The 18,681-nt window shown below is 65.8% G+C and carries 14 protein-coding genes; 2 read left to right on the forward strand and 12 right to left on the reverse strand.

Annotated features, from left to right (window positions below; translation table 11 throughout):
- Window positions 1-103: 103 nt before the first annotated feature.
- From RFM52_RS01725 to bcoG, 9 genes are all read right to left on the reverse strand, one after another.
- Entirely contained in the window at window positions 104-3,988 is a 3,885-nt protein-coding gene (locus RFM52_RS01725) for a DUF7929 domain-containing protein (RefSeq protein ID WP_320294121.1), read from the reverse strand.
- 11 nt (window positions 3,989-3,999) lie between these two features.
- Window positions 4,000-5,952 (reverse strand): hypothetical protein, encoded by a 1,953-nt coding sequence (locus RFM52_RS01730; RefSeq protein ID WP_430699225.1) that lies wholly within the window; start codon window positions 5,950-5,952, stop codon window positions 4,000-4,002.
- 463 nt (window positions 5,953-6,415) lie between these two features.
- Complete coding sequence (locus RFM52_RS01735) at window positions 6,416-7,369, reverse strand: alpha/beta hydrolase (RefSeq protein ID WP_320294123.1); 954 nt, start codon at window positions 7,367-7,369, stop codon at window positions 6,416-6,418.
- A 214-nt stretch (window positions 7,370-7,583) separates the two neighbouring features.
- Window positions 7,584-8,366 (reverse strand): carnitinyl-CoA dehydratase, encoded by a 783-nt coding sequence (locus RFM52_RS01740; protein WP_320294124.1) that lies wholly within the window; start codon window positions 8,364-8,366, stop codon window positions 7,584-7,586.
- The gene (locus tag RFM52_RS01745; RefSeq protein ID WP_320294125.1) at window positions 8,359-10,437 is read right to left on the reverse strand and encodes an acetate--CoA ligase family protein; all 2,079 of its coding nucleotides are present in this window, start codon (window positions 10,435-10,437) and stop codon (window positions 8,359-8,361) included. The genes RFM52_RS01740 and RFM52_RS01745 overlap by 8 nt, the downstream gene beginning before the upstream one ends.
- 64 nt (window positions 10,438-10,501) lie before the next feature.
- On the reverse strand, window positions 10,502-11,665 hold the full coding sequence (locus RFM52_RS01750; protein WP_320294126.1) for an acyl-CoA dehydrogenase family protein: 1,164 nt from the start codon (window positions 11,663-11,665) through the stop codon (window positions 10,502-10,504).
- A 4-nt stretch (window positions 11,666-11,669) separates the two neighbouring features.
- The gene (locus RFM52_RS01755) at window positions 11,670-12,800 is read right to left on the reverse strand and encodes a carnitine 3-dehydrogenase (protein ID WP_320294127.1); all 1,131 of its coding nucleotides are present in this window, start codon (window positions 12,798-12,800) and stop codon (window positions 11,670-11,672) included.
- Window positions 12,801-12,805: 5 nt separating this feature from the next.
- Window positions 12,806-13,429, reverse strand: a complete 624-nt coding sequence (locus RFM52_RS01760; RefSeq protein ID WP_320294128.1) for an HD domain-containing protein — start codon at window positions 13,427-13,429, stop codon at window positions 12,806-12,808.
- Window positions 13,430-13,442: 13 nt separating this feature from the next.
- Complete coding sequence (gene bcoG, locus RFM52_RS01765; RefSeq protein WP_320294129.1) at window positions 13,443-14,366, reverse strand: 3-dehydrocarnitine:acetyl-CoA trimethylamine transferase BcoG; 924 nt, start codon at window positions 14,364-14,366, stop codon at window positions 13,443-13,445.
- Between the two features lie 131 nt (window positions 14,367-14,497).
- On the opposite strand from bcoG, the gene RFM52_RS01770 reads away from it, so the two are divergent.
- On the forward strand, window positions 14,498-15,478 hold the full coding sequence (locus RFM52_RS01770) for a GlxA family transcriptional regulator (protein WP_320294130.1): 981 nt from the start codon (window positions 14,498-14,500) through the stop codon (window positions 15,476-15,478).
- Window positions 15,479-15,537: 59 nt separating this feature from the next.
- On the opposite strand, the gene RFM52_RS01775 is transcribed toward RFM52_RS01770, so the two are convergent.
- From RFM52_RS01775 to xylA, 3 genes are all read right to left on the reverse strand, one after another.
- Complete coding sequence (locus RFM52_RS01775) at window positions 15,538-16,323, reverse strand: TIGR01458 family HAD-type hydrolase (RefSeq protein WP_320294131.1); 786 nt, start codon at window positions 16,321-16,323, stop codon at window positions 15,538-15,540.
- A 91-nt stretch (window positions 16,324-16,414) separates the two neighbouring features.
- On the reverse strand, window positions 16,415-16,618 hold the full coding sequence (locus tag RFM52_RS01780) for a hypothetical protein (RefSeq protein ID WP_320294132.1): 204 nt from the start codon (window positions 16,616-16,618) through the stop codon (window positions 16,415-16,417).
- Window positions 16,619-16,817: 199 nt separating this feature from the next.
- A complete protein-coding gene (gene xylA, locus RFM52_RS01785; RefSeq protein ID WP_320294133.1) occupies window positions 16,818-18,143 on the reverse strand; it encodes a xylose isomerase in 1,326 nt (441 codons plus the stop codon).
- Window positions 18,144-18,256: 113 nt separating this feature from the next.
- Here xylA and RFM52_RS01790 point away from each other — a divergent pair, with 113 nt between their 5' ends.
- Window positions 18,257-18,619: a nuclear transport factor 2 family protein gene (locus RFM52_RS01790; protein WP_320294134.1), complete on the forward strand. Its 363-nt coding sequence runs from the start codon at window positions 18,257-18,259 to the stop codon at window positions 18,617-18,619.
- The last annotated feature ends 62 nt before the right edge of the window (window positions 18,620-18,681 follow it).

Raw genomic sequence — 18,681 nt, forward strand, 5'->3', positions numbered from 1 at the left:
CGCAATTTGAAGACTTCCTAGAGGAGGATGCCGGAAAGGGAAAGCAGCGGGCAAGAAAAACCCGCCGGATCGCTCCGGCGGGTCTGGGTCTTGAGCCACAAGATTACGGCTTGAAGTTCTGGATGTTGGCGCCCGCCGGATCCTGCAGCACGCGCCGCGGCTGGCGCTGCGGCACCAGTTGCTGCAGCACGTTCGGGTTGAGCAGGATGCCGGGGTTGATCTCGACGCCCGGCCGCCTGCGGATCGGCGTGCAGTCCGGGAATAGTCCGGTCGTCCCGACCGGGCAGCGCCGCCTGGTCAGTATCGGCTGGCACTGGCCGTCGACAACGCGCGAGCCCGGCGCGCATTCCTGCTGCGGCTTGCGGCAGGCGCCGTCGCGGATTTCGGTCCCGCGCGGGCAGACGCAGTCGCCCCGCTTGTTGTGGACCTGACCGCGAATGGTGCACTGCTCCTGCTTCGGCCTTGGCGGCCTGCAGGCTTTGCCCTGCACCTCCAGGCCGTCCGGGCAGGCGCAGTTGCCGTTGGCGTCGCGCACCTCGCCGCGTATCGGGCATTGCCTCGACACGATCGGCCGGCAGGCGCCATCACGGACTTCCATGCGGCTCGGGCAGACGCAATCGCCATCGGCATTGCGGGACTGACCGCGGATGCGGCACTGGGCGGGCGGCTGCCTGTCGGGTACGCAGGCCTTGGCTACCCGGTCGAGATGCGTGCCGTCCGGGCAAGTGCAGCCATTGCCGTCCGAAGTCGGCACCGCGCCGCGCACCGTGCATTTCGGCGGAACGACCTGGCAGATGCCGTCCACCAGCTCGCCACGGCGGCACACGCAGTTGCCGTCCTGGTCGCGGTACTGGCCGGGACGCAGCGTGCACTGCGGCTCCTGCGGCTGTTCGCCCCGCACGCATTTGCCGTTTTCCAGCTCCGTGCCGCGCGGGCAGACGCAGCGTCCGTCCTCGGTCCGGATCTGGCCCTGCAGCAGGACGCAGCGCGGTGGTGGCGGGAGAGGCAGGAGCTTGGTGCCGCCACCCGTGCCCCCAACACCCGAACATTGGCCGTTGCGGAAGATAGTACCTTCCGGGCAGACGCAGCGGCCGGCCGAGTTCAGCACCAGCCCAAACGAGCACTGGTTCTTCACCTCGTGCCTGATGGTGAAGGGGTGGCACGCATAGGCCTTGCCGCGATCGCCCTGGTTGGTGGTTAGGTCGCGCGACAGCACCTCGCCGCCGCCCTGCACCGGTGTGTTCGGGGGCAGCACGCCGACGCAGTTCTGCCCGTTGACCGTTCCCTGCAGATTGGCGAGGCGCCCGTCCTCGGGAAGGATCACGGTGACGTGGTGGGTGTGGCTCTCGCCGGCCCCCAGCGTCAGGTTGGCGATGCAGGATGCCGGCAGCGTCGTCGGTTCCGGCGAGCAGCCGAACGGCGGATCGATCGAGCTGATCTCAACGCCTTCCAGTCGGCCGAGGCCCTCCACGCCGATCGCATCGCCGATGCGGACCGGACCGGAGAAGGGATTCGGCCCGTCATTCGTGATGGTGATCTCGAACGAGCATGGTTGGCCGGGCTGGCACTCGGCATCGCCGGTCTTCTCGACCCGGATGGTCGAGGCGCCGCCGCCCTTCGCGCAAGCCTGGCCGATCGGGTAGACGATGTCGTCGCCCGGCGCCGGCCCGTAGGAGCCGCGCGCGCAGTTCTCGAACGCGCCGTTGCCGCTTACCGTCACGTCGAAGTGCCTGGAGGTTCCGGGCGTCATCACGGCGCCTGGAATCTGGCACGACAGCGTGTTGGCAGGCACTGGTCCGCAGCTCCACTCCGCGCCGTCGGGGGCCACGGTCTGGATTTGCACCGGAGCACCCCCCGACACCAGCGTCGCGGCGTCATTGACCCGCACCGGTCCGGTGGGGGCCGCGGTGCCGGCATTGGTGACGGTGATGCGGCAAGAGACCCGCCCGGCGGCAATGAGTCGATCGCCGCCGCATTCCTTGGTGATGCGCAGGCCGGGCCGGCCGCCATTCGGATGGCGGATGCGCTCGGTGGCGCAGGCCTTGTTGTTGGCGAGGTCGACCTCGCCGGGAATGGCCTTCACCTCGGCGCAGTTCTCCACCGTATCCGGCCGGTAGTTTGCCGGCATCACCGCCTTGACGACGATCGGCGTCGAGGCGCCCGGAGGCAGCGAGATGCCCGCATTGTCGCAACGGAACTGTCCAGGCCCATTCGGTCCGCAGGTCCATGGCGGGCTCGGCCCGAAGGTCGACGAGGTGGGTGCGCCGCCGGGGTAGTTGTCGATCACCGTCAGCGGCCCGTTATAGGTGTTGGTGCCGTTGTTGATGATGTCGATCACAAAGTAGCAGACGCCGTCGGCCGTGCAGACCGGGATGCGGGCGCGCTTCTTCAGGATCAGGTCCACCTTCTTTTCGACCGGGTTGCACTGCGGATCGCGGTCGCCACGGCGGCAGATCGGGATCGAGGCGCAGCCGCGGTCGTTGAGCTGGCTGCCGAACAGCGGCTTGCCGCTGGCGTCGTAGTCATAGGCGGCGCAGTTGCGCAGCACGCTGCCCTGCCATCCGCCTGCCGGCTTGAAGCCGAGCTTGAGGTTGACGGAGGCGCCGGGGTTGAGCGTCGTCACCGGATAGGTGCAGGTCATCGGCGTCGTGCCGGGCACGCAGACCCAGGGCGCATTCGGCCCGGAGGTCAGCACGGAGCCTGCCGGCAGCGTCACCTCGTCGAGCACGATCTTGCCGTTATAGGGCGCGTCGCCGACATTGGTGACAGTGATGGTGAAGTCGCAGCCGCCGGCCATCGTGCATCGCGGCACGTCGGCATGCTTCTCGACCTTGAGGTCCGGCTCCTTGTCCTTCGGCGGGCACCTCAGGTCGCGCGGGATGACGATGTCTATCACCTGCGTGCAGCAGAGCCCCCAGCCTTCTTTCGGTCCGGCGTAACCCTCTATGCCGGTGACGATGAGGTGGATGGCCTCGCCGGGCGAAGCGCCGATGATCTTCCAGTTCAGCACGCCGCCGCCGACCGGCACTTTCTGCATGGCGGGCACGATGGTGATGCCGGGCGTCGTCGTCGACACCTGCACCCATTTGCCGCCGATCTCGGGACCGACCGGCATGTGGTAGATGAAGGCGCCCCCGCCGGGCACGCAGTCGACCGTGCCGTGCTCGACCTTGAAGCATTCCTTGCCGGGGGGTGGAGGCGGCGGGTTGCACTTGGTGACGTCGATATGGATCGTCGTCTTGGCGCCGGTCAGGATGTTGCCGTCATCGGGCTTGCTCGGGTCCTGCGACGGGATGATGGTCCCCGGGCCACCTCGCATCGACACCTTGATCTGACCCTGGTTGTCGACATTGGCCGGCGCGGGAAACGCCGCCTGGTCGATCTTGGCCAGGATCTGGAAGGTGATGACGCGTTCGTTCGGCGCGCCCAAGCCGTCGAGATCGGAGGCGGAGATCCGGAAGTCGGAAACCGTCGCCGTGTCATCCGGATTGGCCGAGCTGCTGATCGTGGCCGCCGGCAGCGCGCCGCCGGAGCCGTCCGTGCCGTCGCCCGTCACATGCACGCTGACGATCTTCAGGCCATGCGGTAGCTGGTCCTTGAACTCGATCTTGGCGTTCTTCAACGCGTTGACCAAAGCCGGATTGGCGAAAGCCTGTTCGCTGCCGCGCAGACCGAAAGTCAGCGTGTAGGAAACATAGTCGCAGCTTCGCTGGCCGCCCGTCTTGGTGAAGAAGGGCACGATGCGGCCGGGTTCGGGGTTGACGATGCGCGGGTTGTCCAGGTCGAGCCTGGGCTCCGGCCCGGCAACTTCCACAAGCTTGGCCGGCGCGGTGTCGTCGGCAAGCGCCGGCAGGGCCGGCATCATGGCGACCGCGATACCGGCCGCCATCAGCCAGCGCGCGCCGCGCCTGGCGTATGACAGGGGTTTCATGATCGTCTCCATGACGGTTTTGCGTGAGGCGAGGCGGGAAAGGGCGAGATTGTCCATCTGTCCCTCCCTCAACGTTCGCAGCTGACGGCTGGCGTTCTGAGCGGCAGCGTCATCTTGCAGCAAGGGTAGTAGCCACCCTTGTCCTGGTCGGACTTGCGATAGAAGCAAAGCCCGACATTGACGGTGTCGCCAGGATAATGGCCGGTGATATCGATCGTGTAGGGCCTGCCCGGAACATGCGACATGGGGGTTGTCACCCCGACGCCGGGCGTCCCGGACTGCGCCTTGATCGAATCGCCGCCAAAGCCGGCATGGTCATGGAGATAGAGATCGGCCTGGAGTCCGCGCGGCGTGCAGTAATAGTGCACGTCCTCGACATCCACGCAGGGTGGCAGGTTGCCGGGCGGTGGGAAGTCCGGCGGGTAGAAGGGAGGCAGATAGCCGCCCGGGATTTCCTCATAGTAGCCGGCGCGGCCCTCGCAGGGGCGCCAGACCCTGACGTCGCCGACATGGCCTTCGACCTCAGGGTCTTCGAAATAGCCGTCGAAATCGACGAACCACGAGCCGAAGGGCGGCACGTTGGCCGGCTTGACCAGCGCGCTCGGCGTCAGCTGCACGCCATGCACGGCAAGCGGCCCGCCGGCGGCGAGCCGCTCGGCAAGCTCGGGGTTGTCGCGCAGCTTGTCGCCGGTGTTGACGACGGTGTCGGTACAGACGGAGGTGTCGAGATTGCCTTCGGCGTCATAGCCATATTGCAGATCGACCCCGCCGGCCGACTGGCGGTTGCCTTGCGGGAAGCCGACCGCATATTCCTGCGGCACCTCGACCCAGGCCGATTCCGTCGCCGGATCATCCGGGTCCTCGCGCCAGTAGCGGATCAGCTCGCCTTTGCCGGAATCGGCGAAGCGGCTGTAATCGTAACGGTTTTCGACCGGGCCGCGCTGGGCCAGATACATGAAGCCCTTGTTGTCGAAGGCGATGTCGGTGACGGCATAGTCCTTGTCGGCCTTGACCGTCAGTTCCCAGCGCGGATCGCCGGCGAACGTGCCGTCGCGCGCGATGCCGACCGACCAGATCTCGGACTTTTCGCCGACCGAATAATAGAGCCGGCCGCCATGATAGGAGACCGCCCAGACGCGGCGCTCGTCCTGCGTATAGCCCCAGGTCTCGGGATCTTCGGTGTCGAAGGCGGCGCCCTGGATGTCCATGACGGCGCCGTCGTCGGCGACGGGACCAAGCCCATGCGCCGGGCGGCCGGCGACACCATGGTCGAACGTGTCGATCAGATGGCCGTTGGCGTCGATGCGGTGGATGAGGCCGGTGTCGAGGTCCGAGGCGAAGAATTGGCGGTGGATCGGGTCGAAGGCGAGGTTGCCGATGCCCGGCCCGCTGTTGGTGTCGATGTCGGCGAATTTCGAGACGGCGCCGGTGATGCCGTCGATCTTCCAGATCGTGCCTGGTCCGCCGCCATTCTCGGTGCCGAACTGGCCGTCCATGAAGGCAGCGCCCGCGGTGCCGCGACGCTGCCGCTCCGGACGCCCGTCATCGTCGGCGTCGGGCGTGACGATCTCGACGCCATGCAACGAGGTCGCGGCGGCATAAAGGTTGGGGATGCCCGACGGCACGCCATCGCGCACGCCGTCGTCATAGGTGAGGCCGAACACCTCGCCGATCTGGCCGGCCGTCACCTCGAAGGGCGGCGGCGTGTTGACGAGCTGGCCCGAGGCCGGGCCGCCCAGATGCGAGACGTCGAAAACGCGCAACGTCGCGCGCGATGTGTCGATAAACGTTTCATCAACCGGGTCGACGCCGGGCGGCAGGCCTTGGTCGAAACCGGGGATAACGGTGCCCGGGAAGCCGGTGACCGCCATCGAGCCGGGATAGATGATCTGGGTTTCCTGCGCCTGGGCGGCGCTGCCGAACCAGAGGCCGGCGCTCAATGCCAAAGCAAGAATTCCGCTGGTTGCCTTGATTGCGCGGCGCAAACGGGATGCGCGCGTGGGCACGAACGAGCAAGACATTGAACTCCCCCCGAAGCCGCTGGGAGGGACGTCCCGCCCTACCGCGCCAACCAGGGCAAGGCGCGGCGTTGCGGCACGTTCTTCCCCGATCGAATTGTCTGCTTTCCTCCGCGTAACGATACGCCTGCTCCTGGGCAGGGTCAACGGAATCAGCCGAAAGCCCAGCGCGTCGACCCCGTCCCGAAGGCGGTGATCGCGCTGGGCTCCCGTTGTTCCCGGAGACCGTGGAGTCTCTGGGTTTCTGGTCATGGGGCTTTCCCTTTCCGGGCCGCATCATTGCGGCGCCTGGCCATCAGTCGCCGGCCGGCGTGGAAAGGTTCACGTCAGGATAGCGGAGCGGAACGCGTTCCCGGCCGCTAGAGCAATTTCAGGAAAAGTGTGAGCGGTTTTCCGTCCGAAATTGCGCCAAAAGGAGATAGAGCGGTTCGCCGTTTCCGTGAAACGGTGAAAAGCTCTAGCGGCGTTACCAGATCCAGCCGCCCCGGCCGAGGGCCGATACCGCCTCGACGATGCGGGTGAAGCTCGTCCGTGCCCGGCCGACCATGTGCCGGGCTCTGAGGTAGCCATGCACCAGGCCCGGCTCCTCGAACCAGGTGGCGTGTCCGCCGGCTGCGACGATGCGGTCGCGATAGGCCTCGCCGTCGGACGACAGTGGGTCGCACTGCGCGGTGATCAGCACCGTCGGCGGCAGGTAGGCGAAATCGGCGTCGGCGAGCGGGTAGAGCGTGATGTCGCCGGTACGGTCAACGCCGCCGGTGCGGACATGCTTGTAGAAGTCGAGTTCGCGCACCGTCAGCATCGGTGCCTCGGCATGCGTGACGTAGGAGTCGCGAGAGCGATCTCCTGAGCCGCGCGAATGGTCGCCGCCGAGGCCGGGATAGATCAGCACCTGGCCGGCCGGCTTCTTCACATGGCCGCGCGTGGCGTGAGCGACCGCGGCGCAGAGATTGCCGCCGGCGCTGTCGCCGCAAAGCACGATCGCGCAGTCATAGGTCCTGGCGGCCCATTCGAAGGCGTCCATCGCGTCGTCGAAAGCGGCCGGATGCAGATGCTCCGGCGCCAGCCGGTAGTCGACCGAGACCACCTCATAGCCGGTGCGCGCGCAAAGCTCGGCGCAGACATCGTCATGGCTGTCCAGCCCGCCAAGGATGAAGCCGCCGCCATGGATGTAGAGCACCATCGCGGCTTTGTTCGGCGCCGCGTTGCGGTAGATGCGGACCGGCACGCCGTCGGCGATGGTCGTTGTCTCGGCGCTCACGCCTTGCGGATAGCCGGCAAAGAACTCCCGGCACATCCGGTCGTAGATGGCACGCTGCTGGGCGATCGTGTAGTCGATCGTATCAGGCGGATAATAGGAATTGGTCTTCTCGATGAAGGCCCAGGTCTCGGCGTCGATCAGGGTTTTGTAGTCGGTCATGAAGGGTGGCCAACTCTAGATGACGGCGCCCAGGCCCCCCTCTCTGTCCTGCCGGACATCTCCCCCTCAAGGGGGGAGATCAGATGTCGCCAAGGCTTTCGCCAATCTCCTACGTCCCAGGAAATGCGCCGGGTCAGAAGCTGCCAATCTCCCCCCTTGAGGGGGAGATGCCCGGCAGGGCAGAGAGGGGGGCCTGGCGCCGTCATCTCCGACGTTATCGACCCTTCCACACCGGGTCGCGCTTCTCCGCGAACGCTCGGAACCCCTCCATGTTGTCTTCCGACCCATAGAGGATATCGACCGTCGGCAACTGCCGGCGCGTCACCTTGTTCATGGCGTCCTGGAAGGTCAGTGCCTCGGCCACGCGCGCCGTCTCCTTGATCGACGCGAAAACCAGCGGCGGGCCGCCGGCGAGCAATCTTGCGATCTCCCAGACACGCTCCTCGAGCTTGTCCTTGGGCAGCACTTCGTTGACCAGGCCCCAGCGATGCGCCTCGGCGACATCCATCCAGCGGCCGGTGAACAGGAGGTCCATGGCGATGTGGTAGGGAATGCGCTTCGGCAGCTTGATGGTGGCTGCGTCGGCCAGCGTGCCGGCGCGGATCTCGGGCAGCGCGAAGGAGGAATGGTCCGAGGCATAGATGAGGTCGCAGGACAGCGCGAGCTCGAAGCCGCCGCCCACCGCCATGCCGTTGACGCAGGCGATCACCGGCTTGTTGAGGTCGCGCAATTCCTGCAATCCGGCAAAACCGCCGACGCCATAGTCGCCGTCGACGGCGTCGCCGGCGGCGGCCGCCTTCAGGTCCCAGCCGGCGCTGAAGAACTTGTCGCCGGCCGTCTTGACGATGGCGACGCGCAGGTCGGGATCATCGCGGAATGCCTTGAACGTCTCGCCCATCAGCCGCGAGGTCTTGAGGTCGATGGCGTTGGCCTTCGGCCGGTCGAGCGTGACCTCCAGGATCGTGCCTTCGCGGCGGGTGGTGATGACGTCAGCCATTCTTCTTTTCTCCAAGCACCAGCAGGGCGTCCGCGATCCAGGCGCCCTTGCCTTCGGCGCAGACGATCAGCGGGTTGATGTCTAGTTCCTCGATCTCGCCTTCGTTCTTCTGCACGAAGTCGGCAATGCCGGCGATGGCGTCGATGGCGGCGTTGACGTCGGCCTTCGGCCGGCCGCGATAGCCTTCGAGCAAGGGATAGAGCTTAAGCCCACGCAATGCCGCCTCGATGTCGTCGCGCGTCGCCGGCAGCATCAGGGTGACGCTGTCACGCAGGAGCTCGACCAGCACGCCGCCGGTGCCAAGCGTCATGACGGCGCCAAACATCGGGTCGCGGGTGAAGCCGACGATCAGCTCGGCGACGCCGTCGCGCACCATGCGCTCGGCATAGAGCCCGGTGCCGAGCGGCAGAAGGTCGTGCGCCGCGGTGCTGACGGATTCGGCGTCCTTGAGGTTCAGCCTGACCGCGCCGACCTCCGACTTGTGCGTCACGCCGAGCGCCTTCAGCGCCACCGGGAAACCCAGCGCCATGGACGAGATCACCGCCTCGACCGCGTTGGAAGCGCGCTCGCCCTTCGGCACCGGCAGGCCGGCCTTGATCAGCCTTTCCTTGGCCTCGGCCTCGTCCGGCGTGACACGCTTGGCTTCGGCCGCACCCGCCGCCGTGGTGTCGACCGGCTGCGCCTGCGGTTCAGCCCAGGCCCAGCCAATAAAGGCCGCAGCTCCGGCGGCATCCATCGCCTCCGAGATGCCGAACAATGGTACCATGCCGCGCGCCATCAGCCCGGCGGTGTATTCCTCGGGCAGGTTTTCCGGCAGCGAGGAGACGATCGCGCCTTGCGCCTCGTTGGTCTTCAGCGCCGCCTCGAAGGCGCGCAGCGTCGCCCACCAGTCGACGTCCGAGCAGCGATCCGGGCGCGGAAAGTCGAGCACCAGCATGTTGAGGTCGAAACCGCCCGACACCATGGCGGTGAAGGTGGCCGTCATCGCCGGCTCGTTGTTCCAGATGAAGGTGTGGTAGTCGAGCGGATTGGCGACCGCGACCAGCGGCCCGAGCGTCGATTTGACATGCGCGCGGTGCTGATCGGTGAGCGCCGGGAAATGCACCCAGCGCCCTTCGGCGCTGTCGGCCATCACGGAGGCCTCGCCGCCCGAGCAACTCATCGACGACAGCCTGTAGCCGGGCAACGGACCGGTGATGTGCAGGAGTTTCAGCGCCTCGATGAAGGCCGGAATGGAATCGACACGCGCGATGCCGAGCCGCTTCAGGAACGCACCGGAGGCGGCGTCCGAGCCGGCGAGCGAGGCGGTGTGCGACACCGTCGCCTGTCGCGCCTGTTCGGACCGCCCGACCTTCATGGCGATGATCGGCTTCTTCAGCTCGCGTGCCCGCGCCGCCAGCCTCTCGAAGCCGGCTACCGAGTCGAAGGCCTCGATATGCAGGCCGAGCGAGGTGACGCGCTCGTCCTCGATCAGGCCCAACGCCATTTCCGAAAGGCCGGTCTGCGCCTGGTTGCCGGCCGTCATCAGGAAGGCGATCGGCAGGCCGCGCTTTTGCATCGTCATGTTGATGGCGATGTTGGACGACTGGGTGATGATGGCCACACCCTTGCCGCCCTCCGGCAGCCTGATCCCGCCATGCTGGTCGGGCCACAAAAGCGCGCCGTCGGCGTAATTGATGAGGCCGTAGCAGTTCGGGCCGATGATCGGCATATCGCCGGCAGCAGTGACGAGCTCCGCCTGCAGCCGCTCGCCATCCTCGTCATAGGCCTCGGTCTCGAGGAAGCCCGCGGCAAAGCAGACGGCGCCGCCGGCGCCGCGTTCGGCCAGCGCCTTGATCACCTCGATGGTGAGATGCCGGTTGACGCCAACAAAGGCGGCGTCCGGCGCTCCGGGCAGATCGGCGACGGAGCGGTACGCCTTGCGTCCGGCGACCTCGTCCTTGGTCGGATGCACCGGCCAGATTTCGCCGGCAAAGCCCATCTTGATCGATTGCGCCACGACGGCGGCGGCCTGCGCCCCGCCGAACACGGCGATCGATTTCGGGCGCAGGAGACGTTCGAGTTTATGCATGGCCATCTTTTCGTTTGAGCACGATCCTGTCCAAAGCCGGATCCTGGCTTTGGCGCATCATGCCCTAGGCTCCGAACGGACGCAGCAGCGCCCGCGAAATAATATGTCGCTGAATCTCCGAGGTGCCTTCCCAGATTCGCTCGACGCGCGCATCGCGCCAGATGCGCTCCAGCGGCAGGTCGTCCATCAGCCCCATGCCGCCATGGATCTGGATGGCTTCGTCGGCGACGAAGGCCAGCATCTCGGTGGCCTTCAGCTTGGCCATCGCCATGTCCTGGTCGGTGACGGTGCCCTGATCGTACTTCCAGCCGGCTTCGAAGACCATCAGGTCGGCGGCCTTCAGTTCCGTCGCCATGTCGGCGAGCTTGAACGAAACGCCCTGGAACTTGCCGATCTGCTGGCCGAACTGCTGGCGCTGCGCGGCATATTCGATGGCGTGCGACAGTGCGCGCTCGGCGCGGCCGAGGCAGGTCGCGCCGACCTGCAGCCGCGTGGCGCCGAGCCAGGAATTAGCGACGTCGAAGCCCTTGTGCACTTCGCCGAGCACCTGTGAAGCCGGCAGCCGACAGTCGTCGAACTCCAGAATCGAGTTGGTGTAGCCGCGATGCGAGACATTGCGGTAGCCGTCGCGCACCGAAAAACCCTTGCTGCCCTTGTCGACGAAGAAGGCGGTGATCTTCTTGCGCTTGCCGCGCGGCGAATCCTCCTCGCCCGAGGCCATGAACACGATGGCGAAGTCGGCGATGTCGGCATGGGAGATGAAGTGTTTGGTGCCGTTGAGCACCCAGTCGGACCCGTCCTGCACCGCGGTCGCCTTCATGCCGCGCAGGTCGGAGCCGGCGCCCGGCTCGGTCATCGCCAGGCAGTCCCACTTCTCGCCGCGGATGCAGGGGAAGAGGTATTTTTCGCGCTGCTCCGGCGTGCCGGCGAGCAGGATGTTGGAGGGGCGCGCCACGCAGGTCCAGTGCAGCGCGTAATTGGCGCGGCCGAGCTCCTTCTCATAGAGCAGCCAGCTTACCGTATCGAGGCCCGCGCCGCCGACATCGGCCGGCATGTTGGCGGCGTAGAGCCCGGCTTCGATCGCCTTGGCCTTCAATTCGTCGATCAGCTCGCGGCGCAGTTCGCCGGTGCGCTCCACCTCGCGCTCATGCGGGTAAAGCTCGTTCTCGACGAAGGCCCGTGTCGTCTCGACGATGAGCTTCTGTTCTTCCGAAAGACCGAAATCCATCGCCTCAACCCTTCTTCTTGCTCTTCTTCGCCTTGTCGGCCTTGGCGGGTTTTTCAGCCTTTGCCGGCTTTGCGGCTTTCTTCGCCGGCTTGGTCGCCTTGGTCTTTGCGGGAGCCGTGGCGGGGGCTTTCTTCGCCGCCAGCTTGGCGAGCTGCCTGGTATAGTCCTTGTGCAGCGCGCCGGCGCCCCAGCCCTTGCCCTTGTTCTGCTTCGACAGCGCTTCCATGATCGCGACCAGATTGTCGTCGCGGATCTTCTCCAGCTCGCGGATCGACAGGCCGTGCGCCTGCTCGTCCGACTGGGTGGCGATCAGGTCGACCAGCTCGTCGTTGAACTCCGGCACGTCCATCAGCTTGGTCCACGGCCATTTCAGGCACGGCCCGAACTGCGCCATGAAGTGGCGCATGCCGGCCTCGCCGCCGGCGACGCGATAGACCTGGAACATGCCCATCTGCGCCCAGCGCAGGCCGAAGGAATAGCGCATGATGTCGTCGAGTTCCTCGACAGTGCAGATGCCGTCCTTGACCAGCCACAGCGCCTCGCGCCAGGCGGCTTCGAGCAGGCGGTCGCCGACGAAGGCCTCGATCTCCTTGCGCACCACCACCGGCTTCATGCCGATCGAGGCATAGAGCTCCTTGGCGACCTCGATCGCCTCCGGGAAGGTCTGTTCGCCGCCGACGATCTCGACCAGCGGCAGCAGATAGACCGGATTGAACGGATGGCCGACCACCAGCCGCTCCGGATGTTTCTTCATCGCCACCTGCATGTCGGTCGGCTTGATGCCCGAGGTCGAGGAGCCGACAATGGCATTGGCCGGCGCATGCGCGTCGATCTCGGCCAGCACCCTGTGCTTGAGGTCGAGCCGCTCCGGCACGCTTTCCTGGATGAAATCGGCATCGGCCACCGCCTCGGCGATGGTCTTGGCGTAGGTGAGCTTGCCTTCCTTGGGCAGGCCGCCGGGCAGCATCTGCTTATAGGCGCGGCGCGCGCCCTTCATCACCTCGCCTACTTTGCGCGACGCTTCCGGATCGGGATCGAAGATCGATACGTCGATGCCGTTCAAGAGCAGCCGCGCCACCCAGCCGGCGCCGATGACACCGCCGCCGATGGCGGCCGCCTTGTTGATGATGCTCATGCTTGTCAGGCTCCGGTTCTGATCTTGGCTGTATCGAGGTTGGTGAGGGCCACGCGCTCGCCGGCGCGGATCACCGCCGGGTCGTAGGCCTTGCGGGCGAAGACTTCGAGCACGAAGGGCCGGAAGAACTCGACCGGCAGAGTCTCGTAGTCGGGATCGAAGCTCGACTGGTCCCAGCGCTCGCAGAACCGGTCGCAGTCGTCGAAATAAGGATGGCCGGCGAAGCGCTCGCGCGCGTGCCGGTTGCCGCCCAGGTGGTGCGCGTAATAGAGGCGCTGGAAGTCGCCGTGCTTTTCCACCACCCAGGTGCATTGCTCGCGCACGAAGGGTTTCAGGATCGCAGCCGCATATTCGTCGTGATTGTAGGGCGCGTAGATGTCGCCGATGTCATGCAGCAGCGCTGAGACGATCCAGTCGGTGTCGGCGCCGTCCTGCCAGGCGCGCGTCGCCGCCTGCAGCGAATGGCCGAGACGGGTGATCTTGTAGCCGGAAAGACCCTCGTCCAGCTGCACGAGCGCATCGAGCAGCCGATCGCCGGTCTTGGCGGCGTAGTCGATCTCATGGGCGGTCAGGAATTCGTAGTCTTCCTTGTCGCCGTCCTTCATCGCGGTGAATTTGACGGTAGCCATTCTCAGCTCCCGCTCAAGCCGCGACAGCTAGGGGCGCCCGTTTGGTGAGGTTGAGCTTCTTGCGCACTTCCTCCGGCCCGAGGATGCGGGCGCCGAGATTGGTGACGATGCTGGCCGCGCGTTCGACCAGCTGCGCGTTGGTCGCCAGCACGCCCTTGTCGAGCCACAGATTGTCTTCCAGCCCGACGCGGACATTGCCGCCGGCAAGCACGGCCGCCGCCGCATAGGCCATCTGGTTGCGGCCGATCGAGAAGGCCGACCAGTTCCAGGTCGAGGGCACGTTGTTGACCATCGCCATGAAGGTGTTGAGGTCGTCCGGCGCGCCCCACGGCACACCCATGCAAAGCTGCACCAGCGCATCCGGGTTGAGTACCTTTTCCTCGACCAGCTGCTTGGCGAACCACAGATGTCCAGTGTCGAAGGCCTCGATCTCCGGCTTGACGCCCAGCGCCGTCATCATGCCGCCCATGGCGCGCAGCATGCCGGGCGTGTTGGTCATCACATAGTCGGCCTCGTTGAAATTCATCGTGCCGCAATCCAGCGTGCAGATCTCCGGCAGGCACTGGCGCACATGCTCGATGCGGTTGGTGGCGCCGCCCATGTCGGTGCCTTTTTCGTTCAGCGGCAGCGGCGCTTCCGTCGAGCCGAACACCATGTCGCCGCCCATGCCGGCGGTGAGGTTCAGCACCACGTCGACATTCGCCTCGCGGATGCGCTCGGTCACCTCGCGGTAGAGATGCACGTCGCGCCTGGGCTTGCCGGTCTCCGGGTCGCGCACGTGGCAGTGGACGATCGCGGCGCCAGCCTTGGCCGCGTCGATCGCCGAATCGGCGATCTGCTTGGGCGAGCGCGGCACATGCGGGCTGCGGTCCTGCGTGCCGCCGGAGCCGGTCACGGCACAGGTAATGAAGACCTCGCGGTTCATCGCAAGCGGCATCTTGATCCTCCCAGATTCGATCGGCCAAGCATGCCACCCAGAAGCGGGAGCCGACAACGGCACGGCATGCACAGGAATTCATCAAGAATGCCCGACTTGCCGGAAACTGTTTTGCGTTTTACGAAGGCCTCATGATCAAAAGCGAAAAACCGACCATCTTTCGATCCGAACGCGAAACACTCAAGGTGACGTTCCTGGTGTTCTCGGGCTCGTCGATCATGTGCGTCGCTTCCGCTGTCGACCCGTTGCGCGCCGCCAACCGCATTTCGGGCGAGACGCTGTTCGATTTCAAGCTGGTCTCGGTCACCGGCGAGGCGCCGGTGACCACGTGCGGCCTGCCGGTGGCGGTCAGCGGCCGCTTCGATGCCGCCGAGCCGACCGACATGCTGGTGGTCGTCGCCGGCTTCGGTACGCAGAACTACGCCACGTCGGCGCTGCTTGCGGGCCTGCGCAGGGCGGCGCGCGCGGCCCGCGCCTGCGGCGGCGTCGAGGCGGGCACCTGGCTGGTGGCGCGCGCCGGCCTGCTCGAAGGCCGCAGCGCCACCACGCATTGGGAGGACATGGAGGATTTTTCCGCCGCCTTCCCGGGCGTCGACGTGCGGCCGGACCGCTATGTCATCGACGGGCCGGTCTTCACCTCCGGCGGCGCCTCGCCGACCTTCGACCTGATGCTGCATCTGGTCCGCACCCGGCTCGGCATGGCCGCTGCGCTCGATGTAGCGAGCGTCTTCATCTACGACCAGGCGCGCGCCGCGACCGACGCGCAGCCGCTGGTCTCGCTCGGCCGGCTCGACGGCTACGATCCAAGGCTCGCCCAGGCGATCCGGCTGATGGAAGCGCATGTCGACCAGCCGCTCACCATCGACGCCGTGGCGAAACGCGCCGGCGTGACGGCGCGGACGCTGGAAAGCATTTTCCGCAAGTCGATCGGCGAAACGCCTGGCGCCTATTATCAGAGGCTGCGCCTCGCCGCCGCCCGCCGCCTGGTGGTGGATACGCGTATCGCCATGGCGGATATTGCCGGGCGTACCGGCTTTTCGTCCGCCGCGGCATTTTCCAGGGCATTTTCAAGAGCGTTCGGCGAAGCGCCGGTCAGGCTGCGGCGCGGCTAATGCATGTCGCCCAAAAGTGCGAAGCGGTTTTGGGACAACGACATGCATCAAACAAAGGCTTAAAGCACGTCGCCTGAATCCGCTTCAGCGCGACGTGCTTTAAGTATCCAGTCGGTCGCTGCCGCAAGATCGTCGACCACAGCGGTAGGCGCCGGATCGAAGCGCGTTTCGTCGCCCGGGCGGTACTTGCCGGTCCGCACGAGCAGTGCCGCACCGAGCCCGGCGCGCAGCGCACCGGCGACGTCGCTCTCCGCATCATCGCCGACCATCACCGCATCGGCCGCCGGGCAGTTCAAACCGGTAAGCGCCGACAGGAAGAAATCCGGCGACGGCTTGCCGAGCACGACAGGGCTGCGGCCGCTGGCGAATTCCAGTGCCGCGACGAAGGCGCCGGTGTCGAGGCTGAGCAGGCCATCGGCGTCCTTGAAGGTGCGGTTGACGGCAAGCGCCAGGAAATCAGCGCCGGCGACCAGTTCACGGAAGGCGCGGTTGAGGCTGGCATGGTCGAAGGCCTCGCCGGCATCGCCGACGACGACGGCGCGGCCGCTTCCGCCTTCAAGGCCGGAGAACTCGACCTCGAGATCGGGATGAACGAGCAGATGTGGCTGGCGGTCATGCTTGCGCAGCCATTCGACGGCGGCGCGCGCCGGCGTTAGCAATTCCTCGTCCTCTACCTTGATGCCCAGCCCGGCCAGCTGAGCGATGATCACGTCACGCGGCGAGCGCGTCGTGTTGCTGACGAAACGCAGTGGCAAGCCTGCGTTTCGCAGACGCTCGATAGCTGCGGCAGCGCCGGGAACCGGGGTGTCGCCGTTGTAGACGACACCCAGAAGATCGAGCAGCACCGCGCGTATCATCAATGCAGGATGGAGAAACAGTCTCCCTTCGTCAAACCAAGGAAGAACCAGGTCACTGAAGAATCAGGCCATGGAAGAGTCAGGCGGCGTCGCGGCCTTCACCGACAATGTGTGAGCGCATGCTCCTGGCCAGTGCCGTCTCCAGCCGCGCGGCGACCGCGCGGTCCCATTCATTTGTCTTGCGGGCGCCGTCGTTCGAATGGGGCAGCGCCATCAGCCGATCGATGATCGAACCAGTCTCGCCGGGCGAGAGCAGAGCGTCGATTTCGCGTTCGTGCTGCATATCGGTTCGCCTCCTTCTTCTTCACCCGCCACAGGAGCCTCTTTTATACGAGTTCCGTGACGGCTGTTTGAAGGCAAGAGCGAGGCGATTGAGGGGCAGGGCGGGGCAAAGTTTTGTCGCGTGATTCCGCCCTCGCGAATGCAATTTTCAGGCCTGCCCCGCGTCCCGATTGCTCGGGCGCGAGGCGGCCTGCCGTTGTTTAGACATACCTGTTGACGATGTTTTCGAGCAATTCCTGCCGGCCGGAGCGCGGCTGCGGCTCGATCTTCTTCTTCACCACGCGTTCGGCGATCTCCTCAAGCGTGCGCTTGCCGGACAGCATCGCCTTGCCTTCGGCCGTGTTCCAGCCGGCGTAGCGTTCGGCGAGCGGGCCGGACAGCGCCTTGTCCTCGATCATCTTGGCGGCGGCCTTGAGACCGCGAGCGCAGGCGTCCATGCCGCCGATATGGCCGATCAGGAGATCGTCCGGGTCGAGCGACTGGCGCCGGAGCTTGGCATCGAAATTGGTGCCGCCGGTCTTGAAGCCGCCGCCCTGCAGGACCTGGTAATAGGCCAAAGCCATTTCCGGCACGTTGTTGGGGAACTGGTCGGTGTCCCAGCCCGACTGGTAGTCGTTGCGGTTCATGTCGATCGAGCCGAAGACGCCAAGCGCATTGGCCAGGGCCAGCTCATGCTCGAAGGAATGGCCGGCGAGAATCGCGTGGCCCTGCTCGATGTTGAGCTTGACTTCCTTCTCCAGCCCGAAGCGCTTGAGGAAGCCGTAAACCGTGGCGACGTCGTAGTCGTACTGGTGCTTGGTCGGCTCCTGCGGCTTCGGCTCGATCAGGATCGTGCCCTTGAAGCCGATCTTGTGCTTGTAATCGACGACCATGTTGAGGAAACGGCCGGCCTGCTCCTGCTCACGCGCAAGGTCGGTGTTGAGCAAGGTCTCATAGCCCTCGCGCCCGCCCCACAGCACATAGTTCTCGCCCTTGAGCTTCTTGGTGACGTCGATGCAGCTCTTCACCGTCGCCGCCGCATAGGCGAACACATCCGGATCGGGATTGGTGGCCGCGCCCGACATGAAGCGGCGGTGCGAGAAGAGGTTTGCCGTGCCCCAGAGCAGCTTGACGCCGGTCTGCTTCATCTTGGTTGAGAAATAGTCGGTGATCTCGTCGAGCCGCGCGGCGCTCTCCGAAAAATCCTTGCCCTCCGGGCGCACGTCGGCGTCGTGGAAGCAGAAATAGGGCGCGCCAAGCAGCGAGAACATCTCGAAGGCGACGTCGGCCTTGAGCTTGGCCAGTTCCATCGTGTCGACGCCGCCCGGCTTGGCGAACCAGGGCCGGTCGAAGGTCTGGCCGCCGAACGGGTCGCCGCCCGGCCAGGCGAAGGAATGCCAGTAGGCGACGGCGAAGCGCAGATGGTCTTCCAGCCGCTTGCCGGCCACCACCTCATCAGGGTTGTAATAGCGATAGGCCAGCGGATTGGTCGAATCCGGCCCCTCATATTTGATTGTCTCGATGTCGCCGAAAAATCCGCTGCTCATGGTTTCCTTCCTCTCCAAGATGGCTTCGCCCGATTACCTCAGGCGTAATTGGTTTCGCTCTTGCGGGGCGCGAAAAGCGTCATGTCGAAACGATCCAACGAAGGACCAAGACCATGACCGACCTCACCACGATCGCCCGCAACTACATCGCCGCCTGGAACGAGAGCGATGCGACGCGCCGCAAGGCGCTGCTCGAAGCGGCCTTCACCGAGGATGTCAGCTACCGCGACCCGGTCATGCAGGGCGACGGCCATGCCGGCGTCGCGGCGCTTATCGACGGCGTGCAGCAGCGCTTTGCCGGCTTCCGTTTCTCGCTGAAGGGTGAGCCGGACGGTTTTGCCGACCAAATCCGCTTCTCGTGGAACCTGGGGCCGGAGGGTGTCGAGTCCGTCATCGAAGGCACCGATATCGGCGTCATCGAGAACGGCCGGTTGAAGAGCGTCACCGGATTTTTGGACAAGGTGCCGGCGCAGTGAGGCTTTGCCGTTAAGGTAGGCGTGAGGCCCCCCTCTCTGGCCTGCCGGCCATCTCCCCCTCA

It is taken from the genome of Mesorhizobium humile, from assembly GCF_033977215.1.
In the GTDB taxonomy this organism is placed as follows: Bacteria; Pseudomonadota; Alphaproteobacteria; order Rhizobiales; family Rhizobiaceae; genus Mesorhizobium; species Mesorhizobium humile.

What these genes read in the sequence shown, in the direction of transcription:
- RFM52_RS01790 (WP_320294134.1), top strand. Translation starts at nt 18,257, where the DNA reads ATGACCGACCTCACCACGATCGCCCGCAACTACATCGCCGCCTGGAAC.
- RFM52_RS01780 (WP_320294132.1), bottom strand. Translation starts at nt 16,618, where the DNA reads ATGCAGCACGAACGCGAAATCGACGCTCTGCTCTCGCCCGGCGAGACT.
- RFM52_RS01755 (WP_320294127.1), bottom strand. Translation starts at nt 12,800, where the DNA reads ATGAGCATCATCAACAAGGCGGCCGCCATCGGCGGCGGTGTCATCGGC.
- RFM52_RS01745 (WP_320294125.1), bottom strand. Translation starts at nt 10,437, where the DNA reads ATGCATAAACTCGAACGTCTCCTGCGCCCGAAATCGATCGCCGTGTTC.
- RFM52_RS01730 (WP_430699225.1), bottom strand. Translation starts at nt 5,952, where the DNA reads ATGTCTTGCTCGTTCGTGCCCACGCGCGCATCCCGTTTGCGCCGCGCA.
- RFM52_RS01750 (WP_320294126.1), bottom strand. Translation starts at nt 11,665, where the DNA reads ATGGATTTCGGTCTTTCGGAAGAACAGAAGCTCATCGTCGAGACGACA.
- bcoG (WP_320294129.1), bottom strand. Translation starts at nt 14,366, where the DNA reads ATGCCGCTTGCGATGAACCGCGAGGTCTTCATTACCTGTGCCGTGACC.
- RFM52_RS01770 (WP_320294130.1), top strand. Translation starts at nt 14,498, where the DNA reads ATGATCAAAAGCGAAAAACCGACCATCTTTCGATCCGAACGCGAAACA.
- RFM52_RS01725 (WP_320294121.1), bottom strand. Translation starts at nt 3,988, where the DNA reads ATGGACAATCTCGCCCTTTCCCGCCTCGCCTCACGCAAAACCGTCATG.
- RFM52_RS01760 (WP_320294128.1), bottom strand. Translation starts at nt 13,429, where the DNA reads ATGGCTACCGTCAAATTCACCGCGATGAAGGACGGCGACAAGGAAGAC.
- xylA (WP_320294133.1), bottom strand. Translation starts at nt 18,143, where the DNA reads ATGAGCAGCGGATTTTTCGGCGACATCGAGACAATCAAATATGAGGGG.
- RFM52_RS01735 (WP_320294123.1), bottom strand. Translation starts at nt 7,369, where the DNA reads ATGACCGACTACAAAACCCTGATCGACGCCGAGACCTGGGCCTTCATC.
- RFM52_RS01740 (WP_320294124.1), bottom strand. Translation starts at nt 8,366, where the DNA reads ATGGCTGACGTCATCACCACCCGCCGCGAAGGCACGATCCTGGAGGTC.